This is a genomic window from Kaistia nematophila (genome assembly GCF_026343855.1).
GTDB lineage: Bacteria > Pseudomonadota > Alphaproteobacteria > Rhizobiales > Kaistiaceae > Kaistia > Kaistia nematophila.
Window position 1 is genome coordinate 840,457 of the sequence record NZ_JAPKNK010000001.1, and the last position, 21,266, is coordinate 861,722.

At 67.5% G+C, this 21,266-nt stretch carries 18 protein-coding genes; 9 read left to right on the forward strand and 9 right to left on the reverse strand.

All coding sequences use genetic code 11. The annotated features are described in order from the left end of the window. Positions 1 to 90 precede the first annotated feature (90 nt). Positions 91 to 1,176, forward strand: coding sequence for a 2'-deoxycytidine 5'-triphosphate deaminase (locus OSH07_RS03805; protein ID WP_266337261.1), 1,086 nt, complete (start codon positions 91 to 93; stop codon positions 1,174 to 1,176). Between the two features lie 214 nt (positions 1,177 to 1,390). Here OSH07_RS03805 and OSH07_RS03810 read toward each other — a convergent pair whose 3' ends face one another. Then, positions 1,391 to 2,197, reverse strand: coding sequence for a 2-keto-4-pentenoate hydratase (locus tag OSH07_RS03810; protein WP_266337262.1), 807 nt, complete (start codon positions 2,195 to 2,197; stop codon positions 1,391 to 1,393). Positions 2,198 to 2,393: 196 nt separating this feature from the next. Between OSH07_RS03810 and OSH07_RS03815 the strand changes: the two genes are divergently transcribed. The 4 genes from OSH07_RS03815 (at position 2,394) to OSH07_RS03830 (ending at position 5,996) form a co-directional block, all read left to right on the forward strand. After that, positions 2,394 to 3,179 (forward strand): SDR family oxidoreductase, encoded by a 786-nt coding sequence (locus tag OSH07_RS03815; RefSeq protein WP_266337263.1) that lies wholly within the window; start codon positions 2,394 to 2,396, stop codon positions 3,177 to 3,179. A 20-nt stretch (positions 3,180 to 3,199) separates the two neighbouring features. Continuing rightward, a complete protein-coding gene (locus OSH07_RS03820; RefSeq protein WP_266337264.1) occupies positions 3,200 to 3,811 on the forward strand; it encodes a hypothetical protein in 612 nt (203 codons plus the stop codon). Between the two features lie 51 nt (positions 3,812 to 3,862). Further along, on the forward strand, positions 3,863 to 5,128 hold the full coding sequence (locus OSH07_RS03825; protein WP_266337265.1) for a glycerate kinase type-2 family protein: 1,266 nt from the start codon (positions 3,863 to 3,865) through the stop codon (positions 5,126 to 5,128). 229 nt (positions 5,129 to 5,357) lie between these two features. Next, positions 5,358 to 5,996, forward strand: a complete 639-nt coding sequence (locus OSH07_RS03830; protein WP_266337266.1) for an outer membrane protein — start codon at positions 5,358 to 5,360, stop codon at positions 5,994 to 5,996. 148 nt (positions 5,997 to 6,144) lie between these two features. On the opposite strand, the gene OSH07_RS03835 is transcribed toward OSH07_RS03830, so the two are convergent. Together OSH07_RS03835 and OSH07_RS03840 are read right to left on the reverse strand one after the other, a co-directional pair. Beyond that, positions 6,145 to 7,206 (reverse strand): aldo/keto reductase, encoded by a 1,062-nt coding sequence (locus OSH07_RS03835; protein WP_266337267.1) that lies wholly within the window; start codon positions 7,204 to 7,206, stop codon positions 6,145 to 6,147. Between the two features lie 104 nt (positions 7,207 to 7,310). Continuing rightward, entirely contained in the window at positions 7,311 to 8,321 is a 1,011-nt protein-coding gene (locus tag OSH07_RS03840) for a zinc-binding alcohol dehydrogenase family protein (protein WP_266337268.1), read from the reverse strand. Between the two features lie 293 nt (positions 8,322 to 8,614). Here OSH07_RS03840 and dps point away from each other — a divergent pair, with 293 nt between their 5' ends. Continuing rightward, positions 8,615 to 9,097, forward strand: coding sequence for a DNA starvation/stationary phase protection protein Dps (dps, locus tag OSH07_RS03845; protein ID WP_266337269.1), 483 nt, complete (start codon positions 8,615 to 8,617; stop codon positions 9,095 to 9,097). A 102-nt stretch (positions 9,098 to 9,199) separates the two neighbouring features. On the opposite strand, the gene OSH07_RS03850 is transcribed toward dps, so the two are convergent. Then, a complete protein-coding gene (locus OSH07_RS03850) occupies positions 9,200 to 9,811 on the reverse strand; it encodes a BA14K family protein (protein ID WP_277614110.1) in 612 nt (203 codons plus the stop codon). Positions 9,812 to 10,186: 375 nt separating this feature from the next. Here OSH07_RS03850 and OSH07_RS03855 point away from each other — a divergent pair, with 375 nt between their 5' ends. The 3 genes from OSH07_RS03855 to OSH07_RS03865 are packed head-to-tail and all read left to right on the forward strand — an operon-like array spanning position 10,187 to position 15,234. After that, positions 10,187 to 12,082 (forward strand): methylmalonyl-CoA mutase subunit beta, encoded by a 1,896-nt coding sequence (locus OSH07_RS03855; protein ID WP_266337270.1) that lies wholly within the window; start codon positions 10,187 to 10,189, stop codon positions 12,080 to 12,082. Further along, positions 12,079 to 14,244: a methylmalonyl-CoA mutase gene (gene scpA, locus OSH07_RS03860; RefSeq protein ID WP_266337271.1), complete on the forward strand. Its 2,166-nt coding sequence runs from the start codon at positions 12,079 to 12,081 to the stop codon at positions 14,242 to 14,244. Before OSH07_RS03855 ends, scpA begins: the two co-directional genes overlap by 4 nt. A gap of 21 nt (positions 14,245 to 14,265) precedes the next feature. After that, a complete protein-coding gene (locus tag OSH07_RS03865; protein WP_266337272.1) occupies positions 14,266 to 15,234 on the forward strand; it encodes a lytic transglycosylase domain-containing protein in 969 nt (322 codons plus the stop codon). 192 nt (positions 15,235 to 15,426) lie between these two features. On the opposite strand, the gene OSH07_RS03870 is transcribed toward OSH07_RS03865, so the two are convergent. From OSH07_RS03870 to OSH07_RS03890, 5 genes are all read right to left on the reverse strand, one after another. Further along, positions 15,427 to 17,343: an ABC transporter substrate-binding protein gene (locus OSH07_RS03870; RefSeq protein ID WP_266337273.1), complete on the reverse strand. Its 1,917-nt coding sequence runs from the start codon at positions 17,341 to 17,343 to the stop codon at positions 15,427 to 15,429. Between the two features lie 125 nt (positions 17,344 to 17,468). Then, positions 17,469 to 18,362: an ABC transporter ATP-binding protein gene (locus OSH07_RS03875; RefSeq protein ID WP_266337274.1), complete on the reverse strand. Its 894-nt coding sequence runs from the start codon at positions 18,360 to 18,362 to the stop codon at positions 17,469 to 17,471. 10 nt (positions 18,363 to 18,372) lie between these two features. Further along, positions 18,373 to 19,332: an ABC transporter ATP-binding protein gene (locus OSH07_RS03880; protein WP_266337275.1), complete on the reverse strand. Its 960-nt coding sequence runs from the start codon at positions 19,330 to 19,332 to the stop codon at positions 18,373 to 18,375. Continuing rightward, the gene (locus OSH07_RS03885; RefSeq protein ID WP_266337276.1) at positions 19,332 to 20,174 is read right to left on the reverse strand and encodes an ABC transporter permease; all 843 of its coding nucleotides are present in this window, start codon (positions 20,172 to 20,174) and stop codon (positions 19,332 to 19,334) included. The genes OSH07_RS03880 and OSH07_RS03885 overlap by 1 nt, the downstream gene beginning before the upstream one ends. A gap of 2 nt (positions 20,175 to 20,176) precedes the next feature. Beyond that, a complete protein-coding gene (locus OSH07_RS03890) occupies positions 20,177 to 21,175 on the reverse strand; it encodes an ABC transporter permease (protein WP_266337277.1) in 999 nt (332 codons plus the stop codon). Between the last annotated feature and the right edge of the window lie 91 nt (positions 21,176 to 21,266).

Sequence of the window (21,266 nt, forward strand, 5' to 3'; positions counted from 1 at the left end):
CTAAACCCTCACCCGCCGGCTTCGCCTTCGATCTCTCTCCGGGAGGGGCGAAGACATACGGATTGCTGAGAGAGTTGGGGAACGGGTGAGATGACGGATAAGGCAGCAATCGGAATTCTCTCGGCCGAGCAGATCCGCGCGAGCCTCGCGGCCGGCCAGATCGTGATCGACCGCCCGCTCGACGTCGACCAGGTGCAGCCGGCGAGCCTCGACCTGCGCCTCGGCACCGTCGCCTACCGCGTGCGCGCCAGCTTCCTGCCGGGTCCGAACGTGCTGGTGAAGGACCGCCTCGCCGAGCTCACCCTGCACGAGATCGACCTGACGGGGGGCTCGGTGCTGGAGACCGGCTGCGTCTACATCGTGCCGCTGCTCGAGGGCCTGGCGTTGCCCGCCGATGTGCAGGCCTCGGCCAATCCGAAATCCTCGACCGGCCGGCTCGATATCTTCACCCGCGTCATCACCGACCGGGCGCAGTCCTTCGACACCATTCCCGCCGGCTACCAGGGCCCGCTCTATCTGGAAGTCTCCCCGCGCACCTTCCCGATCGTCGCGCGCACCGGCTCGCGCCTGTCGCAGATCCGCTTTCGTCGCGGCGATACGCGGCTTTCCGATACCGATCTCGCCGCGCTCAATGCGCGCGAGCCGCTCGTCGATGGCGCGTTCCGCGCCTCCGGCGGCCTGCTGCTGTCGATCGATCTCGAAGGCTCGAACGGCATCATCGGCTATCGCGCCAAGCGCCACACCGGCGTCGTCGACGTCGACCGCCGCGCCGCCTGCGATGTGCTCGACTACTGGGAGCCGATCCCGGTGCGCGGCAAGGCCGAGCTGATCCTCGATCCCGACCAGTTCTACATCCTCGTCTCGCGCGAGGCGGTGCATGTGCCGCCGGACTACGCCGCCGAGATGGTCGCCTTCGATCCGCTGGTCGGCGAGTTCCGCGTCCATTATGCCGGCTTCTTCGATCCGGGCTTCGGTCACCAGGCCGCCGGCGGCGCCGGCAGCCGCGCCGTGCTGGAGGTGCGCAGCCACGAGGTGCCGTTCATCCTCGAGCATGGCCAGACCGTCGGCCGCCTCGTCTATGAGCGGATGTCGGAGCGCCCGGCCAAGCTCTATGGCAGCGACCTCGGCTCCAACTACCAGGCCCAGGGCCTGAAGCTCTCGAAGCATTTTCGGTAGGCGAAGGACGGTCGAAAGACCCTCGCCCCAACCCTCTCCCGCGAGCGGGAGGGGGCGATGGCGGTTGTCCGGGCTCGCTCTTTCACTTCTCCCATGGGGAGAGGTCGACGGCCGAAGGCCGGCGGGTGAGGGGGGCAGGCCTTACCGGAGAAATCGCAACCCCTCACCCGGAGCTTCGCTCCGACCTCTCCCTCAGGGAGAGGTGAGGGCGGCCTCACTCCGAAACCGTCACCCGCACCGCGCCAAGGCCCGAAATCTCGATCTCGGCCCGGTCGCCGGCGTTGAGCCAGCGCGTCTCGACCAGGCTGCCGGTCAGCACGATCTCGCCCGCCTTCAGGCCGTCGCCCCGCGCCGAGAGGCTGCTGGCGAGCCAGGCGAGCGCGTTCAGCGGATGGCCGAGCACGTCGGCGCCGCGGCCGCGTCCGGCTTCGACACCGTTGATCGTCGTCACCCCGACGAGTTCGGCGAGATCCGGCACCGCGCCGATCGCCCGCGCTTCGCCGAGCACGCAGCCGGCGGCGAAGAAATCGTCGGCGATCAGCGTCGGCGTGTCGGTCTGACGCCAGTCGGCATAGCGGTCGTCGACCAGCTCGATCGCCGCCATCACGCTCTCGACCGCGCCGGCGACCTCTTCGGCCCGGTAGGGGGCGGAGCGCGCCGGCAGGTCGCGGCCGAGCCGGACGGCGATCTCGCACTCGATGCCGACATGGCGGAAATCCGCCGCCGCGATCGTCGCGCCGGAGCGGTGCTTCGTGCCTTCGAACAGGCCGGCGCCGCAGGGGTTCGGAATGCCGAGATAGGTCTGCATCACCGGCGTCGTGCAGCCGATCTTCCAGCCGATCCGGCGGCCGTATCGGGCGCCGGCCAGCCGTTCATGCACCTTGCGCTGCACGGCATAGGCCGCCGCCTCGTCGGCTGGACGGATCGGCTCCGGCAGAAGCGGCAGCGGCGCAAGAGCGATCCGCGCCATGACGATCCGGTCGGCGGCATCCTCGATCGGCGCGGCGGTGGTCGGCGGCATGACAATCTCGTTTTCGGGACAGGCATTTAGGTCGGCGGTCGGGTCGCGCGCGAGTTGCATCGCCGAACGGAGCCCGGCTAGGATCGCGCGAGGGCATGTCCCGCCTCGCGACGGCAACGTGCCGCGCCGTGGCGCCGGGGACAAGGGCACTTAACGAAATCCGCTGGCGAACAGCGAAACGGGCAGGGAAGAGACGATGGAAGCGCGCGTAGACGGCAAGATCCTTCTGGTGACCGGCGGCACGCAGGGCGTGGGCCGGGCCGTGGCGCTGGAGGCGGCGCGTTCGGGCGCGGAAGGCGTGATGCTGGTCGGGCGCAATCCGCAGCGCGGCGCCGCCGTCGTGGCCGAGCTGGAGGCGCTCGGCGTCGGCGGTGGCTTCGTGTCGGTCGATCTGGCCGCCGCCGATGCGGCGGCCATCGTCCTCGACGCGGCGCTCGATCGCTTCGATCACATCGACGCCCTTGTCAACGCCGCCGCCAGCACCGATCGCGGCTCGATCGCCGAGGCCGACATCGACTTCTTCGATACGGTCTTCGCCACCAATGTGCGCACGCCGATGTTCCTGATGCAGGGCGTGATCCAGCACCTGCGCAGCCGCGAGGCGCCCGGCGCGATCGTCAACGTCCTCTCGGTCAACGCCTATGGCGGCACGCCGGAGCTCGGCGTCTATGCCTCGTCCAAGGCGGCGCTGCTGACGCTCACCAAGAACGCCGCCCACTCGCACCGCTTCGACCGCATCAGCGTCAACGGCATCAATCTCGGCTGGGCCGATACGCCGGGCGAGCGCGAGATGCAGGCGGTCAAGCTCGGCAAGGGGGAAGGCTGGCTGGCCGATGCCGAGGCGATGATGCCCTGGGGCCGGCTGATCAAGCCGGACGACGTCGCCCGCCTGGCCCTGTTCCTGCTGAGCGACGCCTCGCTGCCGATGACGGGCGCGATCGTCGACCAGATCCAGGACTATGTCGTCGGCGTGCGCGACTGAGCGGGCGGGTGGATCTTCGAATGCGGTTCTTGAGTTCTTCGAGCCATGTCGCCGTCCTTGCCGCGGCGCTTCTTGTCGGCGCGGACGCATGGGCGGCCGAGACGGCTGCGCCGCCAGCCCGGGCGGATTTCCAAGACGCGGAGACCGGGCTCGCCTTTTCCGCCCCGCCGCCGCTCGTCGTTGGCGGGCAGCGCGACCATCGTGGGCATGATTTCGTCATCGAGGTCGACACATCTGATCCGTCGCTGCCGCGCGCCGGCACGTCGAAGAGCCTCTGCGCCGTGGGCGTGAAGACGCAGCCGGAAGAGGTCCAGGCGTTGTCGCAGGAAGCGCTGTCCTCGCCGGAGATGGTCGCGGAAACGCTGGAATCGATGCGCACCACGCTCGGCTTTATGGGCAGCGTCGTCGATATCCGGCCGGTCGATTTCGGCGGCGGCGCGCGCGGTGTCGCGGCGGTGACGACGCCACACCTTGGGCCGGATCACGCCAATGTCCGCCAGTACATCGCCATCGCCGAGACGCCGGCCTATCGAATCAGCCTTTCCTGTGCCACCACCGCGGCGGCGATCGACAGGGCGCGCCCGCTGTTCGACGCGCTGGTCGGGACGCTCCGCATCGAGGGTTCCCGGTGAACGGGCCGAGGCGCCGGCGTCGTTCGGCGCCCCGGCAGACAGGCATTTGACATGACGCTCGACAAGACCTCGCCCGACGAAGCCATCCTCCGCGCCCTTTTCGACGCGGCGCTGGCGGCATCGCTGCCGGATGGCCGTTTCGCGGGCAGGCTCCCCATCGCGCCAAAGGGACGGACGATCGTGCTCGGCGCCGGCAAGGGCGCGGCGCGGATGGTGCGGGCGTTCGAGGACGCCTGGGAGGCGGCCGGCAATCCGGCGCCGGAAGGGCTCGCCGTCACACGCTATGGCCATGGCACGCCGACCCGCTTCGTCGAGGTCGTCGAGGCGGCGCATCCGGTTCCCGATGTCGCTGGCATGGCGGCGGCGCAGCGCATTCTCGATTATGCCGGCACGGCGGGGCCGGATGATCTCGTCGTCTTCCTGATGTCGGGCGGCGCCTCGTCGCTGCTGGCGCTGCCGGCGCCCGGGCTTACGCTGGAAGACAAGCAGGCGCTGAACCGCGCGCTGTTGAAGAGCGGCGCGCCGATCGGCGCCATGAACCGCGTCCGCAAGGCGCTGTCCGCCATCAAGGGCGGCCGTCTCGCCGCCGCCGCCGCGAAGGCGCGGAGGGTGACCTATCTCATCTCCGACGTGCCGGGCGATGATCCCGGCGCGATCGGCTCCGGCCCGACCATCCCCGAGGCTTCCGATCCCGAGGGGGCGCTTTCGATCCTCGCCGAATACGGCATCGCCATCGAGCCGCGCATCGAAGAGGCGATCCGCGCCAATGCGGTCGAGGCCGGCGCAGGCGGGACGGTCGAGATGCTGGCGACCCCGAAGATGGCGCTCGACGCGGCGGCGGAAGCGGCCCGCGCCATCGGCCTGACGCCGCTGGTGCTCGGCGATGCGCTGGAAGGCGAGGCGCGCGACGTCGCCCGCGTGCTGGCGGCGATCGCGACCTACGCGGCCGCGCACGACCAGCCGGTGGCAAAACCCTGCGTGATCCTCTCCGGCGGCGAAACCACTGTCACCGTGCGGGGGCATGGCAGGGGCGGCCGCAACGCCGAGTTCCTGCTGGCGCTCGCCGTGGCGCTCGGCGGGCACGAGGGCATCGCGGCGATCGCGTGCGATACCGACGGCATCGACGGCTCCGAGGACAATGCCGGCGCCTGGATCGACGCCGGCATCCTGGCCGAGGCGAAGGCAAGCGGCATCGATCCAGTCGCGCGCCTCGCCGACAATGACGGCTATGGCTTCTTCGAGGCGCTCGGCCGGCTGGTCGTCACCGGCCCGACGCTGACAAACGTCAATGATTTCCGCGCGATCCTGGTGCGCTGAAAGCCTTTTTGCCGCCCGCGATCGTTCGGAATTCGATGCAATTCGTGTTGCAGGCGGGCCGCCCCGGCAGAGTCTTCGCAGCCGGAGCCCCCGTCCGTCTTGACGGAATGGCCCCCAATACCGATTTCTGGTCGAGATGGGCCATCATTGGGCCAAGATGACGCCTTGTTTGGGCGGCACTCTCGGCGCGGGTGGCAGTTCGACGGCGTTCCGGTCGAGAGGGTACGTGATGAGGCATCTGATCCTGGCGGGCGCTGCCCTGCTGGCGCTTTCGAGCGTGGCCTTCGCCGCGGACATCTCCTATGAGCCTCCGGCACCGGTCGCCCCCGCGGCGCCGACCGGCTTCGACTGGAACGGATTCTATGCCGGCGTGCATGGCGGCTATGGCTGGGGCAGCGGCACCAAGGACGCCGATTTCCTCGACAGCCTGAGCGGCGGCCTGTTCGGCGTGCAGGCCGGCTACAACTACCAGGTGAGCAATCCCTGGCTGGTCGGCTTCGAGACGGATATCGCCTATAGCGGGCTCAGCGACAGTGTCGGCGACACCGCGCTCGACCTGAACTGGATCGGCTCGACCACCGGCCGGATCGGCTTCACCTATGACAAGTGGCTGTTCTACGGCAAGGGCGGCGTCGCCTATGGCAATCTGGAGGCCAAGCAGGCCGGGCTCGGCAATGACAGCCAGTGGGCGATCGGCTGGACGGCCGGCGCCGGCGTCGAATATGGCTTCACCAAGAACCTGACGGGCCGCCTCGAATATGACTATGTCGATCTCGGCAAGAAGACGGTCTTCGAAGGCACCCCGGCCCAGTCCGAGGTCGGCGCGACCAGCAACGCGGTCAAGGCGGGCCTGAACTACAAGTTCTAGGCGGTTCGCCGTACGGGGCTTGCCTGGGGGGCCTGACCTTGACCTCTCCCCCCTGGGAGAGGTGAGCACCTGGCAACCCACCTTCTGGTCCTCTGGCGAGAAAAAAAGGCCCGGTCATGCCGGGCCTTTGTCATGTCGGGCCGTTGCCTCAGCCGTTCACATAGGGCTGCAGGAAGGCGAGGTCGGCGGCGCCGAGGCGGTCCTTGGCGGCGGCGACCTGGTGCCAGTAGGGATAGTTCAGCGGCAGCTGGCTGACCTTGTCGAGCCGGGCGCGCTCTTCGGCCGAAAGCTTCAGATCGGCGGCGGCGAGGTTGTCCTTGAACTGCGCGTCGGTGCGGCCGCCGATGATCACCGAGGTGACGCCGGGCCGGCCGAGCAGCCAGGCGAGCGCCACCTGCGCGCCGGAGACGCCGCGCGCGTCCGCGATCGAAACCAGCTCGTCGACGATGTCCCAGAGGCGATCCCAGTCGTGGATCGGCGGCTCGGTCCAGCCCTGCGACAGGCGGCTGTCCTTCGGGGTTTCCTTGTTGCGGCGATGCTTGCCCGAGAGCAGGCCGCCGGCGATCGGGCTCCAGACCAGGATGCCGAGCTTCTGGTCGATGGTGATCGGCACCAGCTCCTGCTCGGCCTCGCGCGCCTGCAGCGTGTAGTGGATCTGCTGCGAGATGAAGGGGATGCGGTTGTCGCGGCGGGCGATCTCCATCGCCTTCATGATGTGCCAGCCGGAATAGTTGGAGCAGCCGATGTAGCGCACCTTGCCCTGGCGGACGAGGCTGTCGAGCGCTTCCAGCGTCTCCTCCAGCGGCGTCACGCCGTCCCACTGGTGCACCTGGTAGAGGTCGATGACGTCGGTCTTCAGCCGCTTGAGGCTCGCCTCGCATTCGCGGATCAGGTGATAGCGCGACAAGCCGCGATTGTTGGGGCCGTCGCCGGTCGGGAAGCGCGCCTTGGTGGCGATCAGGACGTCGTTCTTGCGCTTGCCGCCGAGCGCGTCGCCGATGATCGCCTCGCAATCGCCGGCCGAATAGACATTGGCGGTGTCGAGCAGGTTAACGCCGGCGTCGATCACCATGTCGATCTGGCGGCGTGCCTCGCCGACATCGGTGATGTTGCCGACCTTGGAGAAGTCACCCTTGGCGCCGAAGGTCATGGTGCCCATGGTGAGCACCGAGACCTTTAGTCCCGAATTGCCGAGTTGCCGATATTCCATCGTCCGCTCCCATTGTCGTTGCGGTGATTCCGCTGAAGTTTGACAGCACCGTCCTGCATTCGGACAGCGCTGTCAAAGCGGGAAAGGACGATCGCGGCGGCGCGTCAGACGGCGATAAGCGCCTTGATCAGGCCGCGCTTGTCGTGGCTCCAGACCGGCATGTCGGTCACGAGCCTGTCGAGCGTCGTGCTGTGCGTCGCCAGCGCGTCGAGCGGCACCTTGCCCGCCTTGATCGAGGCGACGACATGCTCGAAATCGACCTTGGTGGCGTTGCGGCTGCCGATCAGCATCATCTCGCGCTTGTGGAACTCCGGATCCGAGAACGAGATCCGGTCCTTGACGATCGAGACGAGGACGTAGGCGCCGCCATGCGCGACGAGGGCGAAGCCCGCCTCGATCGCCTGCGCGTTGCCGGTGGCGTCGTAGACGACGTCGAAGCCGTCGCCGCCGGTCGCGTCCATCAGGGTCTTCTGCGCGTCCGGGCCGGTCAGCGCCGTGTTCGGGAAGCCGAGCGTGTCGCGGGCGAAGGCGAGGCGCTCCTCGCTCGAATCGAGCAGCGTCACCTCGAGCCCGGCGATGCGGGCGAAGATCGCCACGCCGAGGCCGATCGGGCCGACGCCGACGACGAGCGCGCGGCCGCCTTCCGGCTGCGAGCGGCGGACGGCATGCGCGCCGATCGCCAGGAACTCGACCATCGCCGCGTCGCGCAGCGACAGGCCCTCGGCCGGGTAGAGATTGCCTTCCGGCATCACGATCTTCTCGGCCATGCCGCCATCGGTGTGGACGCCGAGCACCTGGATCGAGGTGCAGCAGTTCGGCTTGCCCTTGCGGCAGGCGACGCAATGGCCGCAGGCGATGTAGGGATTGACGACGACCGGGGTGCCGACCTGGAGCGCGACGCCGGGGCCGACGGCCGAGACGACGCCCGAGAGCTCATGGCCCATGACGCGCGGATATTCGAGGAAGGGGTGCTTGCCTTCGAAGATGTGATAGTCGGTGCCGCAGATGCCGACATGCTTGATGTCGACCGTGGCCCAGCCGGCGGCAGGCGCTTCCGGGTCGGGCCGCTCGACGAATTCCAGCCGCCCCGGTTCCACGCAGATCACGCTTTTCATGAAGTCCTCTTCGACATCGTCCCCAGTCACGATGGTCCTAGAGCTTTTCCGGGCCGCAGGGAAACGGGGAAACGCGCCGGCATCGCTTCCGGCCGCATTTTTCCGCGCTTGCACCGCTTGCCCGGAACGAATGGTGGGATTGCAACCACTGCGCTTCCCGCCTGCGTTGTTCGCGCGTATCGTCCGCAACGCGATCTCCCGGGCCGGACGGCGAGCCGGGCCGCTCGAGGGATCGATATCGACACGAAAGCATTGTCCGAAGTTAGTTTCGTCGATTTGAAAAGGAAAAAGCGATGGCGCCCCTGAAATCCTCGATTGACCTGAAGTCCAACACCAAGACCGCCTCGATCGAGCTGCTGAATGCCGTGCTGGCGGAAGGCATCGATCTCGCCCTGGTGACCAAGCAGGCGCACTGGAACCTGAAGGGTCTGCAGTTCATCGCCATTCACGAGATGCTCGACACGTTCCGCGCCGATCTCGACGACCATGTCGACACGGTGGCCGAACGCGTGGCGCAGCTCGGCGGCTTCGCGCTCGGCACCGTCCAGGCGGTCGCCTCGGCAACGAAGCTGAAGCCCTATCCGACCGATATCTCGGCGATCAAGGATCACCTGGCGCAGCTGATCGATCACTATGCGCAGGTCGCGAACGAGGTCCGCAAGGGCATCGACAAGGCCGCCGATATCGGCGACGCCGACACCGCAGATATCCTGACTGCCTTCTCGCGCAGCCTCGACAAGTCGCTCTGGTTCCTGGAATCGCACCGCGAGGTCTAGCCGGCGGCGCGGCCGCGCGATGTTCGCCACGCCGTCGCCGGCCGCCCAAAAACAAAGCCCGCCAGCTGGCGGGCTTTGTCGTCTTGAGCCTTTGGTCCCGGCCTAGTAGGGCGAGACGCACTGGCGGCGCGGGCCGCTGTTCGGCTGGAAGGTGTTGTCCGAGGCGCGATAGGACCGATACCGGTTGGCGCACCACTCGTAATGGGCCGAACTGTAGCCGCCGCTGCTGTAGTTGTAGCTCGGCTGCGTGACCGCGGATCCGACGGCCGCGCCGACGCCGAACGCCGCAAGCGGATACCACCAGCCATTATAGTAGCGATATCCCGGCCGGTAGTAATTGTAGCCGTGATAGCCGTTCCAATAGCCGGGGCGATAGCCAGGACGATAGCCCGGGTGGCCAGGACGATAGCCCGGGTGGCCCGGACGATAACCCGGGTGGCCCGGACGATAGCCGGGATGGTTTCCGTTCCAGCCCGGTCCGCCGGGGCGGTGGCCCGCGTTGGGCGGACGGCCATGGTGGCCCGACGGCCGCCGACCGCGCTTGATTTCCTTGTGGCCGCCGCCGTGACGAACCTGGATCAGGTCTTCGTTGGGCTGCGCGCTCACGCCGAGGTCGGGGACGACCAGCGGTGCCGCCTGGATCGGCGCGGATGCCGAGGCGAAGAAGGCAATGGCCAAGGCGCCACCGCACAGTTTGCCGAGAATCTTGGTCAAAGCGATGAATCCTCTTCTTGAGACAATTGATCGTCTTAAACTCTCCAGCGAAAATTAGACTTGGCTGATCGATGGTCAAGCCACCACCGATAAAAATCGCAACTGTCGATCGATGGTGCTGTTGCAGTGCAACGCGTCCCGTCCCTTGCGTCTATTGCCGGAGGGAACCGAAATCGATTGCGCTCGCGCCGGGCGACAACATCCCTCCATGCGCAGAGTGGCGTGGCGAGGGCGGCATGGCGGCACGGGCGACTCTGTTTCGCCCGTTGAACCGGGACGCGCCACGGCCTATCCATGGCGGGCCGGCGGCCCCTTGCGACGCCACGTCGGGTGCGGCAGTCCGGCACGACCTGGAACGACACCACGAGACGCGATATGGCGAGCATCAAGGCGGCAATGACCGAGCCACAGTCTTCCCACGCGTTTCGCGCTTCGAGCGAAGCCGCCTGGCGCGAACTGGCGGTGAAGGCGATCAAGGGCGCCGATTTCGAGGCGAAGCTGGTGTCGCGCACCGCCGACGGCATTCGCATCGAGCCGCTCTATCCGAAGGCGCCGGGGCTTCATGCCCGGCCGGTCCGCGCCGCGCTCGGCGACTGGCGCGTTGTCCAGCGCATCGATCTTCCGGACGCCGATGCCGCGAGCGTGCAGGCGCTCGAAGACCTGAACAATGGCGCGAGCGGCCTGGCGCTGGTCTTTTCCGATGCGGTTTCCGCGCGAGGCTTCGGCCTTGCTGCCGCCGACGAGCGCACCGTCGCGGCGGCGCTCGACGGCGTCATGCTCGACCTTGTGTCGCTGCGCATCGAGGCGGGGCGTTCGGCGGCCGAGGCGGCGCGCTCCGTGCTGGCGCTGGCGCGCGGCCAGGGCCTCGATCTCGACAGCCTCCGCCTCGATCTCGGCATCGACCCGTTTTCGGTGCTGGCGGCGGAAGGCGGCGCGGTCGACGCGGCACTCGACGCGGCGGCGGCGCTGGCGGTTTCCTTCGGTCCCGAGGCGAAGGCCCGCGTCCTCCGCGCTGACGGCCGCGTCTTCCATGATGCCGGCGCCTCCGAGGCGCAGGAATTGGCGCTGACGATTTCCGCCGCGCTGGCCGGCCTGCGTGGGCTGGATGCGCGCGGCCTGCCGCTTGAGGTCGGGCGGAAGCGGATTTCCTTCCTGCTCGTCGCCGATGCAGACGAATATCTGTCGATCGCGAAATTCCGCGCGCTGCGACGGCTCTGGGCGCGGGTCGAGGTCGCCTGTGGCCTGACGCCGGAGCCCGTCCAGCTCGCGGCCGAAACCAGCTTCCGCATGACGACCCGGCACGACGCCTATGTGAACATGCTGCGCGGAACGGCTGCAGCATTTTCCGCCGGGCTTGGCGGCGCCGACAGCGTCGCGGTGCTGCCCTTCACGCTGCCGCTCGGCCTGCCCGACGCCGGCGCGCGGCGGATCGCCCGCAACACGCAGACGATCCTGCTGGAGGAATCCGGCCTCGGCCATGTCTTCGACCCGGCCGCCGGCGCCGGCGGCTTCGAGGCGCTGACCGACGCGCTCTGCGAAAAGGCCTGGGCCCTCTTCCAGCAGATCGAGCGCGAGGGCGGCCTCGCGGCGGCCCTTGCCTCCGGCTGGGTCGCGGCGGAAATCCGCGCCGTCGCCGAGAAACGCGAGCGCGACATCCGCCGCCGCAAGCTGCCGATCACCGGCACCAGCGAATTCCCCGACCTGGCCGAGGCGCCGATCCTGGTGCTCCAGCCGGCCCCCGCCGCACCGCATGGCGGCGACGATCCGGCCCGGCTCGTCGCGCACCGCACCGCCGAGCCATTCGAGCAATTGCGCGGCCGCGCCGACGCCCTGGCCGAGGTGACGGGCCGCCGCCCGGCAGTCTTCCTGGCGACGCTCGGCAAGCCGGCCTCGTTCAGCGCCCGCGCCGGCTTCGCCAGGGGCGTGTTCGAGGCGTCCGGCATCGTGGCGGCGATGAATGACGGCTTCGCCTCGCTCGACGCGATGATCGAGGCGGCGCGCGCTTCAGGGGCTGCAGCGGCCTGCCTCTGCTCTTCCGACGAGGTCTATGAGTGCGAGACCGGCCATGCGAGCTATGAGGGCGAGACGCTGGCCGAGGAAGCGGCGCGGCGGCTGGTCGAGGCCGGGTTTTCGCATGTCGTGCTCGCCGGCCGGCCGGGCGAGCGCGAGGCGGCCTATCGCCATGCCGGCATCGAGGCTTTTCTTTACGCCGGCGCCGATGTGCTGGACTATCCGGGGCGGCTGCTCGACCGGATCGAGGCGATGACATGACCCGCATTCCCGATTTTTCGACCGTTCCCTTCGCCGACGCGCCGCTGATGGTCCCGACGGAAGGGGCTTCCTGGCAGACGCCGGAGGCGATCGCGGTCAGGCCGGTCTACACCGCCGCCGACCGCGAGGGGCTGGAGGCGGTCGACAGCTTCCCGGGCACCGCGCCATTCCTGCGCGGTCCCTATCCGACCATGTATGTGAACCAGCCCTGGACGATCCGCCAATATGCCGGGTTCTCCACGGCGGAGGACTCGAACGCCTTCTACCGGCGCAACCTCGCCGCCGGCCAGAAGGGGCTTTCGGTCGCCTTCGACCTCGCCACCCATCGCGGCTATGACAGCGACCATCCGCGCGTCGCCGGCGATGTCGGCATGGCGGGGGTGGCGATCGACTCGATCTACGACATGCGCACGCTGTTCTCCGGCATCCCGCTCGACCGGATGAGCGTGTCGATGACGATGAATGGCGCGGTGCTGCCGATCCTGGCGCTCTATATCGTCGCGGCGGAAGAGCAGGGCGTCAGCCCGGACAAGCTCTCCGGGACCATCCAGAACGACATCCTGAAGGAGTTCATGGTCCGCAACACCTATATCTACCCGCCGGAACCATCGATGCGGATCATCTCCGACATCTTCGCCTACACGTCGCAGCACATGCCGAAGTTCAATTCGATCTCGATTTCCGGCTATCACATGCAGGAAGCGGGCGCGACGCAGGACCTGGAGCTCGCCTATACGCTCGCCGACGGCGTCGAATATATCCGCGCCGGGCTGAAGGCGGGGCTCGACATCGACCAGTTCGCGCCGCGGCTGTCGTTCTTCTGGGCGATCGGCATGAACTTCTTCATGGAAGTCGCCAAGATGCGCGCCGCCCGGCTGATCTGGGCGAAGCTGGTGAAGGAGTTCCATCCGAAGAACGACAAGTCGCTGGCACTCCGGACGCATTGCCAGACCTCCGGCTGGTCGCTCGCGGCGCAGGACGTCTTCAACAATGTCGTCCGCACCACGGTCGAGGCGATGGCGGCGACGCAGGGCCACACCCAGTCGCTGCACACCAATGCGCTCGACGAGGCGCTGGCGCTGCCGACCGATTTCTCCGCCCGCATCGCCCGCAACACCCAGCTCTTCCTGCAGCAGGAGAGCGGTACGACGCGGATCATCGATCCCTGGGGCGGCTCCTATTATGTCGAGGCGCTGACGGCAGAGCTCGCCGAGCGGGCGATGGCGCATATCGAGGAAGTCGAAAAGCTCGGCGGCATGGCGAAGGCGATCGAGGCCGGCATCCCGAAACTCCACATCGAGGAAGCGGCGGCGAAGACGCAGGCGCGCATCGACTCGGGCAAGCAGACCGTGGTCGGCGTCAACAAGTACCGCCTCGACGACGAGCCGGCGGTCGACGTGCTGAAGGTCGACAATTCCGCCGTCCGCGCTCGCCAGATCGAGAAGCTGCGCCAGTTGCGGGCCGAGCGCGATCCGGCCGCGGTCGAGGCGAGCCTCGCGGCGCTGGCCGCCTCGGCGCGCTCGGGCGAGGGCAATCTGCTGGCGCTCGCGGTCGACGCCGCCCGCGCCAAGGCGACCGTCGGCGAGATCTCGACGGCGCTGGAAAAGGCCTGGAAGCGCCATAAGGCGGTGATCAAGGTCAATACGGGCGTCTATCGCGAGGGCTTCGGCGCGCAGGACGCGCCGATCGAGCGGCTGTCGTCGCTGGTCTCGGAGTTCACCCATGACGAGGGCCGGCCGCCGCGCATCCTCGTCGCCAAGATGGGTCAGGACGGGCACGACCGCGGCCAGAAGGTGATCGCCACCGCCTTCGCCGATATCGGCTTCGACGTCGTCATCGGCCCGCTCTTCGCGACGCCGGAAGAGGTCGCGGCGCATGCGATCGCGGAACAGGTGCATGTCGTCGGCGTATCGTCGCTCGCCGCCGGCCACCTGACCCTGGTGCCGGAACTGAAGGCGGAGCTGGCGCGGCAGGGCCGGCCGGACATCATGATCGTCGTCGGCGGCGTCATCCCGCCGCAGGATTTCGAGGCGCTGATCGAGGCCGGCGCGGCGGCGATCTTCCCGCCCGGCACGCCGGTGACGGCCGCCGCCGCTGATCTCCTGGAAAAGCTGCGCGGCCATCTCGGCTTCGCGCAGAAGCATCCTTCCGCCTATGTCTGAGCGGGCGGGGAGGGCGGCCTGATGTTGCTTCGCCCTTCCGGCCTCGCCGCGCTGCTTCTTGTCGGCGCGATGCTGCTCCCCTTCGCGGCGCGGGCGGCGGAGGAGACGACGGTACAGACGCTCTGCCGGCTGATCGAGACGGCGGCCGACGCCGAGGGACTGCCGCGCGATTTCTTCACGAGGCTGATCTGGCGCGAGTCGAGCTTTCGCCCGCATGTGACGAGCGGCGCCGGCGCGCAGGGCATTGCGCAGTTCATGCCGGGCACGGCGGAGGAACAGGGGCTGGACGACCCGTTCGATCCGGAACTGGCGATTCCCGCCTCGGCCAAGTATTTGAGAAGTCTGAAGGAACGGTTTGGAAACCTCGGTCTCGCAGCTGCAGCATACAATGCCGGGCCGACCCGGCTGGCGCGCTGGATCGAGCGCGGCGGCTACCTGCCGATGGAGACGGAGGACTATGTCGCCTTCATCACCGGCCGCAGCGTGCAGGACTGGAAGGGCGGCGAGATCGAGACGCTCGATGCGCCGGGATCGCCGAAGCCCGACGGCAAGGCCGAGCCCGGCGCGCCGGAGCCGCGACCGTCCGACCCGCGACCGATCGAGGCGCGAAACGACGATCCGAATCCGGCCAGGAAGAAGGCGGCCGCCGCCGCCAGCGCCGAGCCGAAGGCCAGGGATTGCGTGACGCTGGTGGCGGCGATCCGCGCCTACCGGCCGTCGCTGATCGAGGGCGCCTACGCGCCGTTCGGCGTCCAGCTTTCCGGCAATTTCTCCAAGAGCATCGCCATCGCTTCCTATCATCGCCAGGTGGCGCGCTATCCCTCGCTGCTCGAGGGCAAGCCGACGCTGATCCTCGGCTCGCGCATCGCCGGCCGCGGCCGCCGCGCCTTCTATCGCGTCCGCCTGCCGGCCGACACGCTCGCCAAGGCCAACCAGATCTGCAACGCGCTGCAAAGGCTGGGCGGGGCGTGCGTGGTGCTGCGGAACTGAGGGGGTAGACCCTCACCCCAGCCCTGTCCCGCGCGGGAGAGGGGGCTGTCGAGCTTGGTCCCGACGTTGAAGTCGCGCCGGCCCAAAGCCCTCGCCCGCTTGCGGGAGAAGGTTGGGTGAGGGGCTTGCCTGGATGACGAAAAAATCCGGAAGGCTCGCGCCTCCCGGATCCTGTTTCAGTTCAGGCTTCGATCAGCCCTTGTTGGGCTCGATCTTGGCGGCGATGAACTTGAAGTTCGACCACCACCACCACGGGCCTTCATAGTAGTTGTCGGCGCTCGGGTAGTTCTTCCAGTAGGTCTCGTTCACCGGAACGAACTTCGAGGTGCCGAACATCTCGATCGAGGGCAGGCCCTTGACCAGGTCCTTCAGCATCTCGGTGCCGAGCGGCACGATCTGCGGATCGTCGGCCGGGATCGAGCGCAGCGTGTCGATCTTGGCCGAGAGCACCTCGTCGACATAGCGGCCCTGGTTGGAGGAAGCCGCCGTGCCGTTCGGGCGGACATAGTCCTTGTGCCAGCCTTCGAGGCGGACGAACGGGTCCGGCACGATGCCGCACGAGGCGCCCCAATAGGAACCGACCTCGTAGTTGCCGGTGTTCTCGGCGGTGAAGAACGGGCCGTCCTGCATCTGCTGCACCTTGGCGTCGATGCCGAAGGCGGCCCATTCATTGGCGGCGGCGAAGGCCAGGCGCTGCGACTGCACCTCGAAATCGGCCGGCGCCAGGATGTTGATGACCCACGGCTTCCCGTCCGGCAGCAGCCACTTGTCGCCTTCCTTCTTGAAACCCTGGGCTTCCAGCATCTTGGTCGCCTGTTCCGGGTCGAACTTCCACCAGCCGACGCCGAGCAGGTCGCGCAGCTGGTCCGGATCGGTCGGGATCGCCTCGACGCCCTCCGAGCGCAGCTGTTCGCCGAGCTTGACGGCATAGTCCGGATCGAACGGCTTGTAGCCGTCGGCGAGCGCGAACTCCTTCAGCCAGGGCACCATCGGCTTGTGATAGGTGTCCATCAGCACCTTGGTCGGGGGCAGGGCCAGCGGCGAGGCGCGCAGCATGCCGGAGAAGGTGGCGATCGATGCCTGCTGCAGGTTCATCGCCAGCGCCAGCGCCCAGCGCGTCTCTGCCTTGTCATAGGGCGGCTTCGAGGTGTTGAAGTGGATGCCGCGCTCGCAGGGATCGTCGAGGTTGGCATAGGGGAAGCCCTTGAACCACGCCTGGACCTTCGGGTTCTGCTTCTGCAGGATATCGAGGCTTTCCGGCGAGATGTCCGTCAGGATGTCCATCTGGTTCTGCGCCATGGCGAGGACGCGCTTTTCCTCGGTGCCATAGGAGCGGAACAGCACATATTGTGCCTTCGGCTCGCCGACGATCTGGCCGACATCCGAATTCTTCCAGTCGTCGCGCTTCTCCCAGAGAAACCACGATCCGTTCGGATCCGAGCTCTTGTACTTGTAGGCGCTGATCGTCACCGGCGGGAAGTTGGTGAACGTGGCCGGGTCTTCCTTTTCCCATATGTGCTTGGGCACGACATGGAACGGGTTGCCGTAGATCAGCGAGCCGAGGACGAGCGACAGGCGCGGAGTCGGTTTGGTCGTCTCGATCTCGATCGTGTGGTCGTCGACCTTGGTGAAGCCCTTGATCGCGGCCTTGAAGGCGGCGCTGTAGGCGATCGAGTCCGTCTTGGCGATCATGTCGGCCGTGAACACCACGTCGTCGGCGGTGAACGGCTTGCCGTCGCTCCAGGTCAGACCCTCGCGCAGCTTGACGCGGAACTTGGTGTAGTTGTCGTTGAGCGGCTCCGGCATCGTGGCGGCGAGGTCGGGGATCTGCTTGCCCGAGGCGGTGTCGATGTCCCACATCAGGGCCGACGCCATCTGGTGCATGCCCTGGTTGATGGTGACGCCCTGCTGGTAGGGGTTCATCGTTCCGGGGTTGGCGACGCGGGCGTTCAGCATGTCGACGATCAGGGTCTGATCGCGCGGCGTGCCGACATCGGTCGTCTCCTGGCTGAAGGCGGGCGCCGCCGTCAGCATGGTGCTCGTCATGAACAGCGCGGCGCCGAGCACGGCGATGCCGCGGCGGCGTGGGGGCCTGGAAATCTCGGTCATGCGTTTCCTCCTCGATTGCGTGGTGTAGTCCGGCAGTCGGACGTCGGATCGTCGAGGCGAGGCTTCTGTCTCAGAGCGAGGCGGCCTCTTCGCGGCCTTTCGGATCCGGCGTCGGTAGTGCTCCCTCAGGCTCTTGCGCGCAGCGGCTCGGCCTCGCGGCCGCTCGCCTCCGCCTTGATCTTCTCGATTTCCGGCCAGCGCTCGCCAAGGCGGGGGATCGCCCCCATCAGCTCGCGCGTATAGGCCTCGCGCGGATCGGCGAGGATCTCCTGCGGCGCGCCGGCATCGACGACGCGGCCCCTGTTCATGATGACCACGCTGTCGGACAGATAGTAAGCCGTCGAAAGATCGTGGGTGATGTAGACGAAGGACACGCCCGTCTCTTCCTTGATCATCTTGAAGAGATTGATGATGTTCATCCGTAGAGACGCGTCGACCATTGAGACCGGCTCGTCGGCGACGATCAGGCGCGGGCTCGGGATCAGTGCGCGGGCGATCGAGATGCGCTGCAATTCGCCGCCGGAAAACTGGCGGATATATTTGCCGCGCACCCGGTCGAAGGAGAGGCCGACGGAGCGCAGCGCCGTTTCGACGACATCGGCGCCGTCGGTCGTCTTCTCGGCGACCTTCAGGTTCTTCGCCGTATTGATCAGGTAGCTGTCGAGCGGCAGGTAGGCGCTGAACGCCTCGAACGGGTTCTGGAAGATCGGCTGGACGAGACGGCGGAACTCGAAATCGTTGATCCGGTCACTGTCCTTCCCGGTCAGCGGCCGGCCGCCGAGACGGATCGAACCGCTGGTCGGCTCGACGAGGCGCAGGATCATGCGAGCGAGCGTCGTCTTGCCGGAGCCGGATTCGCCGACGATGGAAAAGACCTGCGGCTTCGCATCGAGGGTGAGCGAGACGCCGTCGACGGCGGCGATCTGCTTGCCGCTGAACAGGCTGCCGGCGCGATAGAGCTTGCGCAGCGCGTTGATTTCCAGGACCGGCTTGTCGTGCGGCGCGGGCGTGCGGGTCATGCGCGTTCCCTCAGCGAAAATGGCAGGCGGAGGCATGGTTGGGCGCCTTGTCGACGAGCGGCGGCGACTTCTGGCGGCAGATCGCCTGCGCTTCCGGGCAGCGAGCGGCGAAGCGGCAGCCTTGCGGCGGCGCGGCGAGGCTGGGCGGCCGGCCATCGAGGCCGACGCGCTCGCTTTTCTGGCCGACGCGCGGCAGCGCGCCGATCAGCGCCTCGGTATAGGGATGGAGCGGCGCCTCGAACACATCCGCCGTCGGCCCGACCTCGACGATCTTGCCGGCATAGGCGATCGCGATGCGGTCGGTGATCTGGTAGTGCACGCCGAGATCGTGCGAGACGAGGACCAGCGTGTTCTTGAGCCGCCGCTGGATCTCGACCAGCATCAGGAGGATGCGCTTCTGCACGACGACGTCGAGCGCCGTTGTCGGCTCGTCGGCGAGGATCAGCCGCGGCCGGACGAAGGCGGCGATCGCCACCAGAACGCGCTGGCGCATGCCGCCGGAAAGCTGGTGCGGATAGCTGTCGAGCACGGTTTCCGGCAGGCCGAAGCCAGCGAGGAAATCGACGATGCGCTGGCGGAGTTCCGCCTTGCTGCCCTGCTTCTCGCGTTTCGGCAGCGCGTCGACGATCTGCTTCTCGACCTTCATGATCGGGTTCAGCACGCTCATCGAGCCCTGCGGCACGTAGGAGATCTGGTCCCACCAGAGATCCTGGAACCGCGCCGCATCGCTCTCGCGGGTGCGGCCGCTGTCGGGATCGGTGAAGCGGCCGGTGACTTCGCCGGCCGTCATCTTCAGCCCGCCGGAAAAGTCGCCATAGAGCGTCCGCATCAGGGTGGACTTGCCGCAGCCGGATTCGCCGGCGATGCCGAGGATCTCGTTGTCGTGGACCGTCAGCGTCACGTCGTCGACGGCGGCGACGAAGGCGTCGGGCGTGCCGTAGCCGGCGCGGACATTCTTCAGTTCGATCATCAGCCGATCCTCCGGGCTGCGGAACGGATCGCCAGGCCCGAGGAGATCAGGAACAGCGAGATGAACATCAGCACGATGGCGAGAACTGGCGCGCCGACCCAGAGATATCGCTGCGCCAGAAGCGCCTGATACTTGAGCGCCCAGTAGATCATCGTGCCGATCGTCGCCTGCTGGGCGCTCGACAGGCCGATGACGGCGAGGCTCGTCTCGGTGGCGATGCCGACCAGCACCGTGTTGATGAAATTCGCCGCCGACCAGCCGGCGATATAGGGGAAGATGTGGCGGCCGAGGATCTTCAGCCGGCTCTCGCCGGAGAACCAGGCGACGTTGATGAACTCGCGCTCGCGCATGGTCAGCGCCACGGCGCGGACCTGGCGGCCGGGATAGGGCCAGTTGAACAGGACCAGGGCGACGCCGACGATCGGCAGCGACAGCTGGCCGCCGAACAGGGCGGCGAGCAGGATCAGGATCGGCAGGCTCGGAATGCAGAGCAGCGCGTCCATCAGGAACGACAGCACCCGGTCGAGCCAGCCGCCGGAATAGCCGGCGGCGAGGCCGGCGAAGACGCCGATCAGCGTCGAGAAGAACGCGACGGTGAGGCCGAGGATCAGCGAGTTATGCAGCGCCCAGGTCAGCAGCCAGAAGATGTCCTGGCCGAGATTGGTGGTGCCGAGCAGATGGTGCAGGCTGGCGCCCTGGTTGCGCGGCGCCTTGTACCAGGTGAGCGGGTTGGTCGGCGCGAACCAGGGCAGGATCAGGCCGAGGACGACGAAGATCGCCAGCAGCGCCAGGCCGAGGCCGAGGCGGAACGAGCCGATTTTGGGAAGCTTGAAGGCGCGCATGATCACCTCGCCCGGATGCGTGGATCGAGGAGCGGGTAGATCAGGTCGATGATCATGGTGGCGGTGGCGACCGCGATGATCGACAGGCTGATCGTGCCCATCAGAAGGTTATAGTCGCCCTGGATCACGGCCATGTAGATCAGGTGGCCGAGGCCCGGATATTCGAACAGGATCTCGGTGACGATCGAGCCGTTGAACATCAGGCCGATCTGCAAAGCGAGGAAGGTGATTTGCGGCAGGATCGCATTGGGCAGGACGTAGCGCGTCAGGATGCGGCCGTCGCCAAGGCCCTTCAGTCGGGCATAGCGGACGAATTCTTCCTCGGCGAGCTGCGTCGTCTGCGCCTTGACGCTGATCACCCACCAGCCGAACACCACCAGCACGATCGACAGCGCCGGCAGGATCGAGTTCCAGACCACGCTCTTGACGAAGGCGAAGCTCCACGGTGCGCCATGCACCGAGGCGGTCAGCGGAAAGATTGGCCAGATATAGGAGAACAGGATCGAGAGGACGAGGGCGAGGATGTAGTAGGGGATCGGATAGACGAGGATCGCCAGCCCCTCCATGATCCGCGACGAGGCGCGGTTGGGCCGCCAGCCGGCGATCAGCCCGACGAAATTGCCGAGCACCCAGGCGATCAGCGTCGAGGAGAGCAGCAGCCCGAAGGTCCAGGGCAGCGCCTGCGCGATCAACTGGCTCACAGGCGTCGGATACATCGCCAGCGACGGACCGAAATCGCCGGTCATGACGATGCGCTTGACGAAGTTCCAGTACTGGGTAAGCAGCGAGCCCTGCAGCCCGAAGGCGTCGGTGAGCGAGGCGCGCAGCGCGTCCGCCTGGGCGGCGTCCATGTAGGTTCCCTGCGAGCTGACCTTGGCGAGCATGGCCTCGACCGGGTCGTTGGGCGCGAAGCGGGGAACGAAGAAGACCACGGTCAAGCCGAAGGCGATCACCAGTATGTAGGAGATCAGTCGGGTTGCGATCTGGCCGAGAAGTCTCATGGGCGGTGTCCCGTCCTGTTGCATCGGGCTCAGGAGGTCGCCGGCGGTCGGCAAGCATCGGACCGGGCGGCCTGTGTCTTTCCGGAGTGTG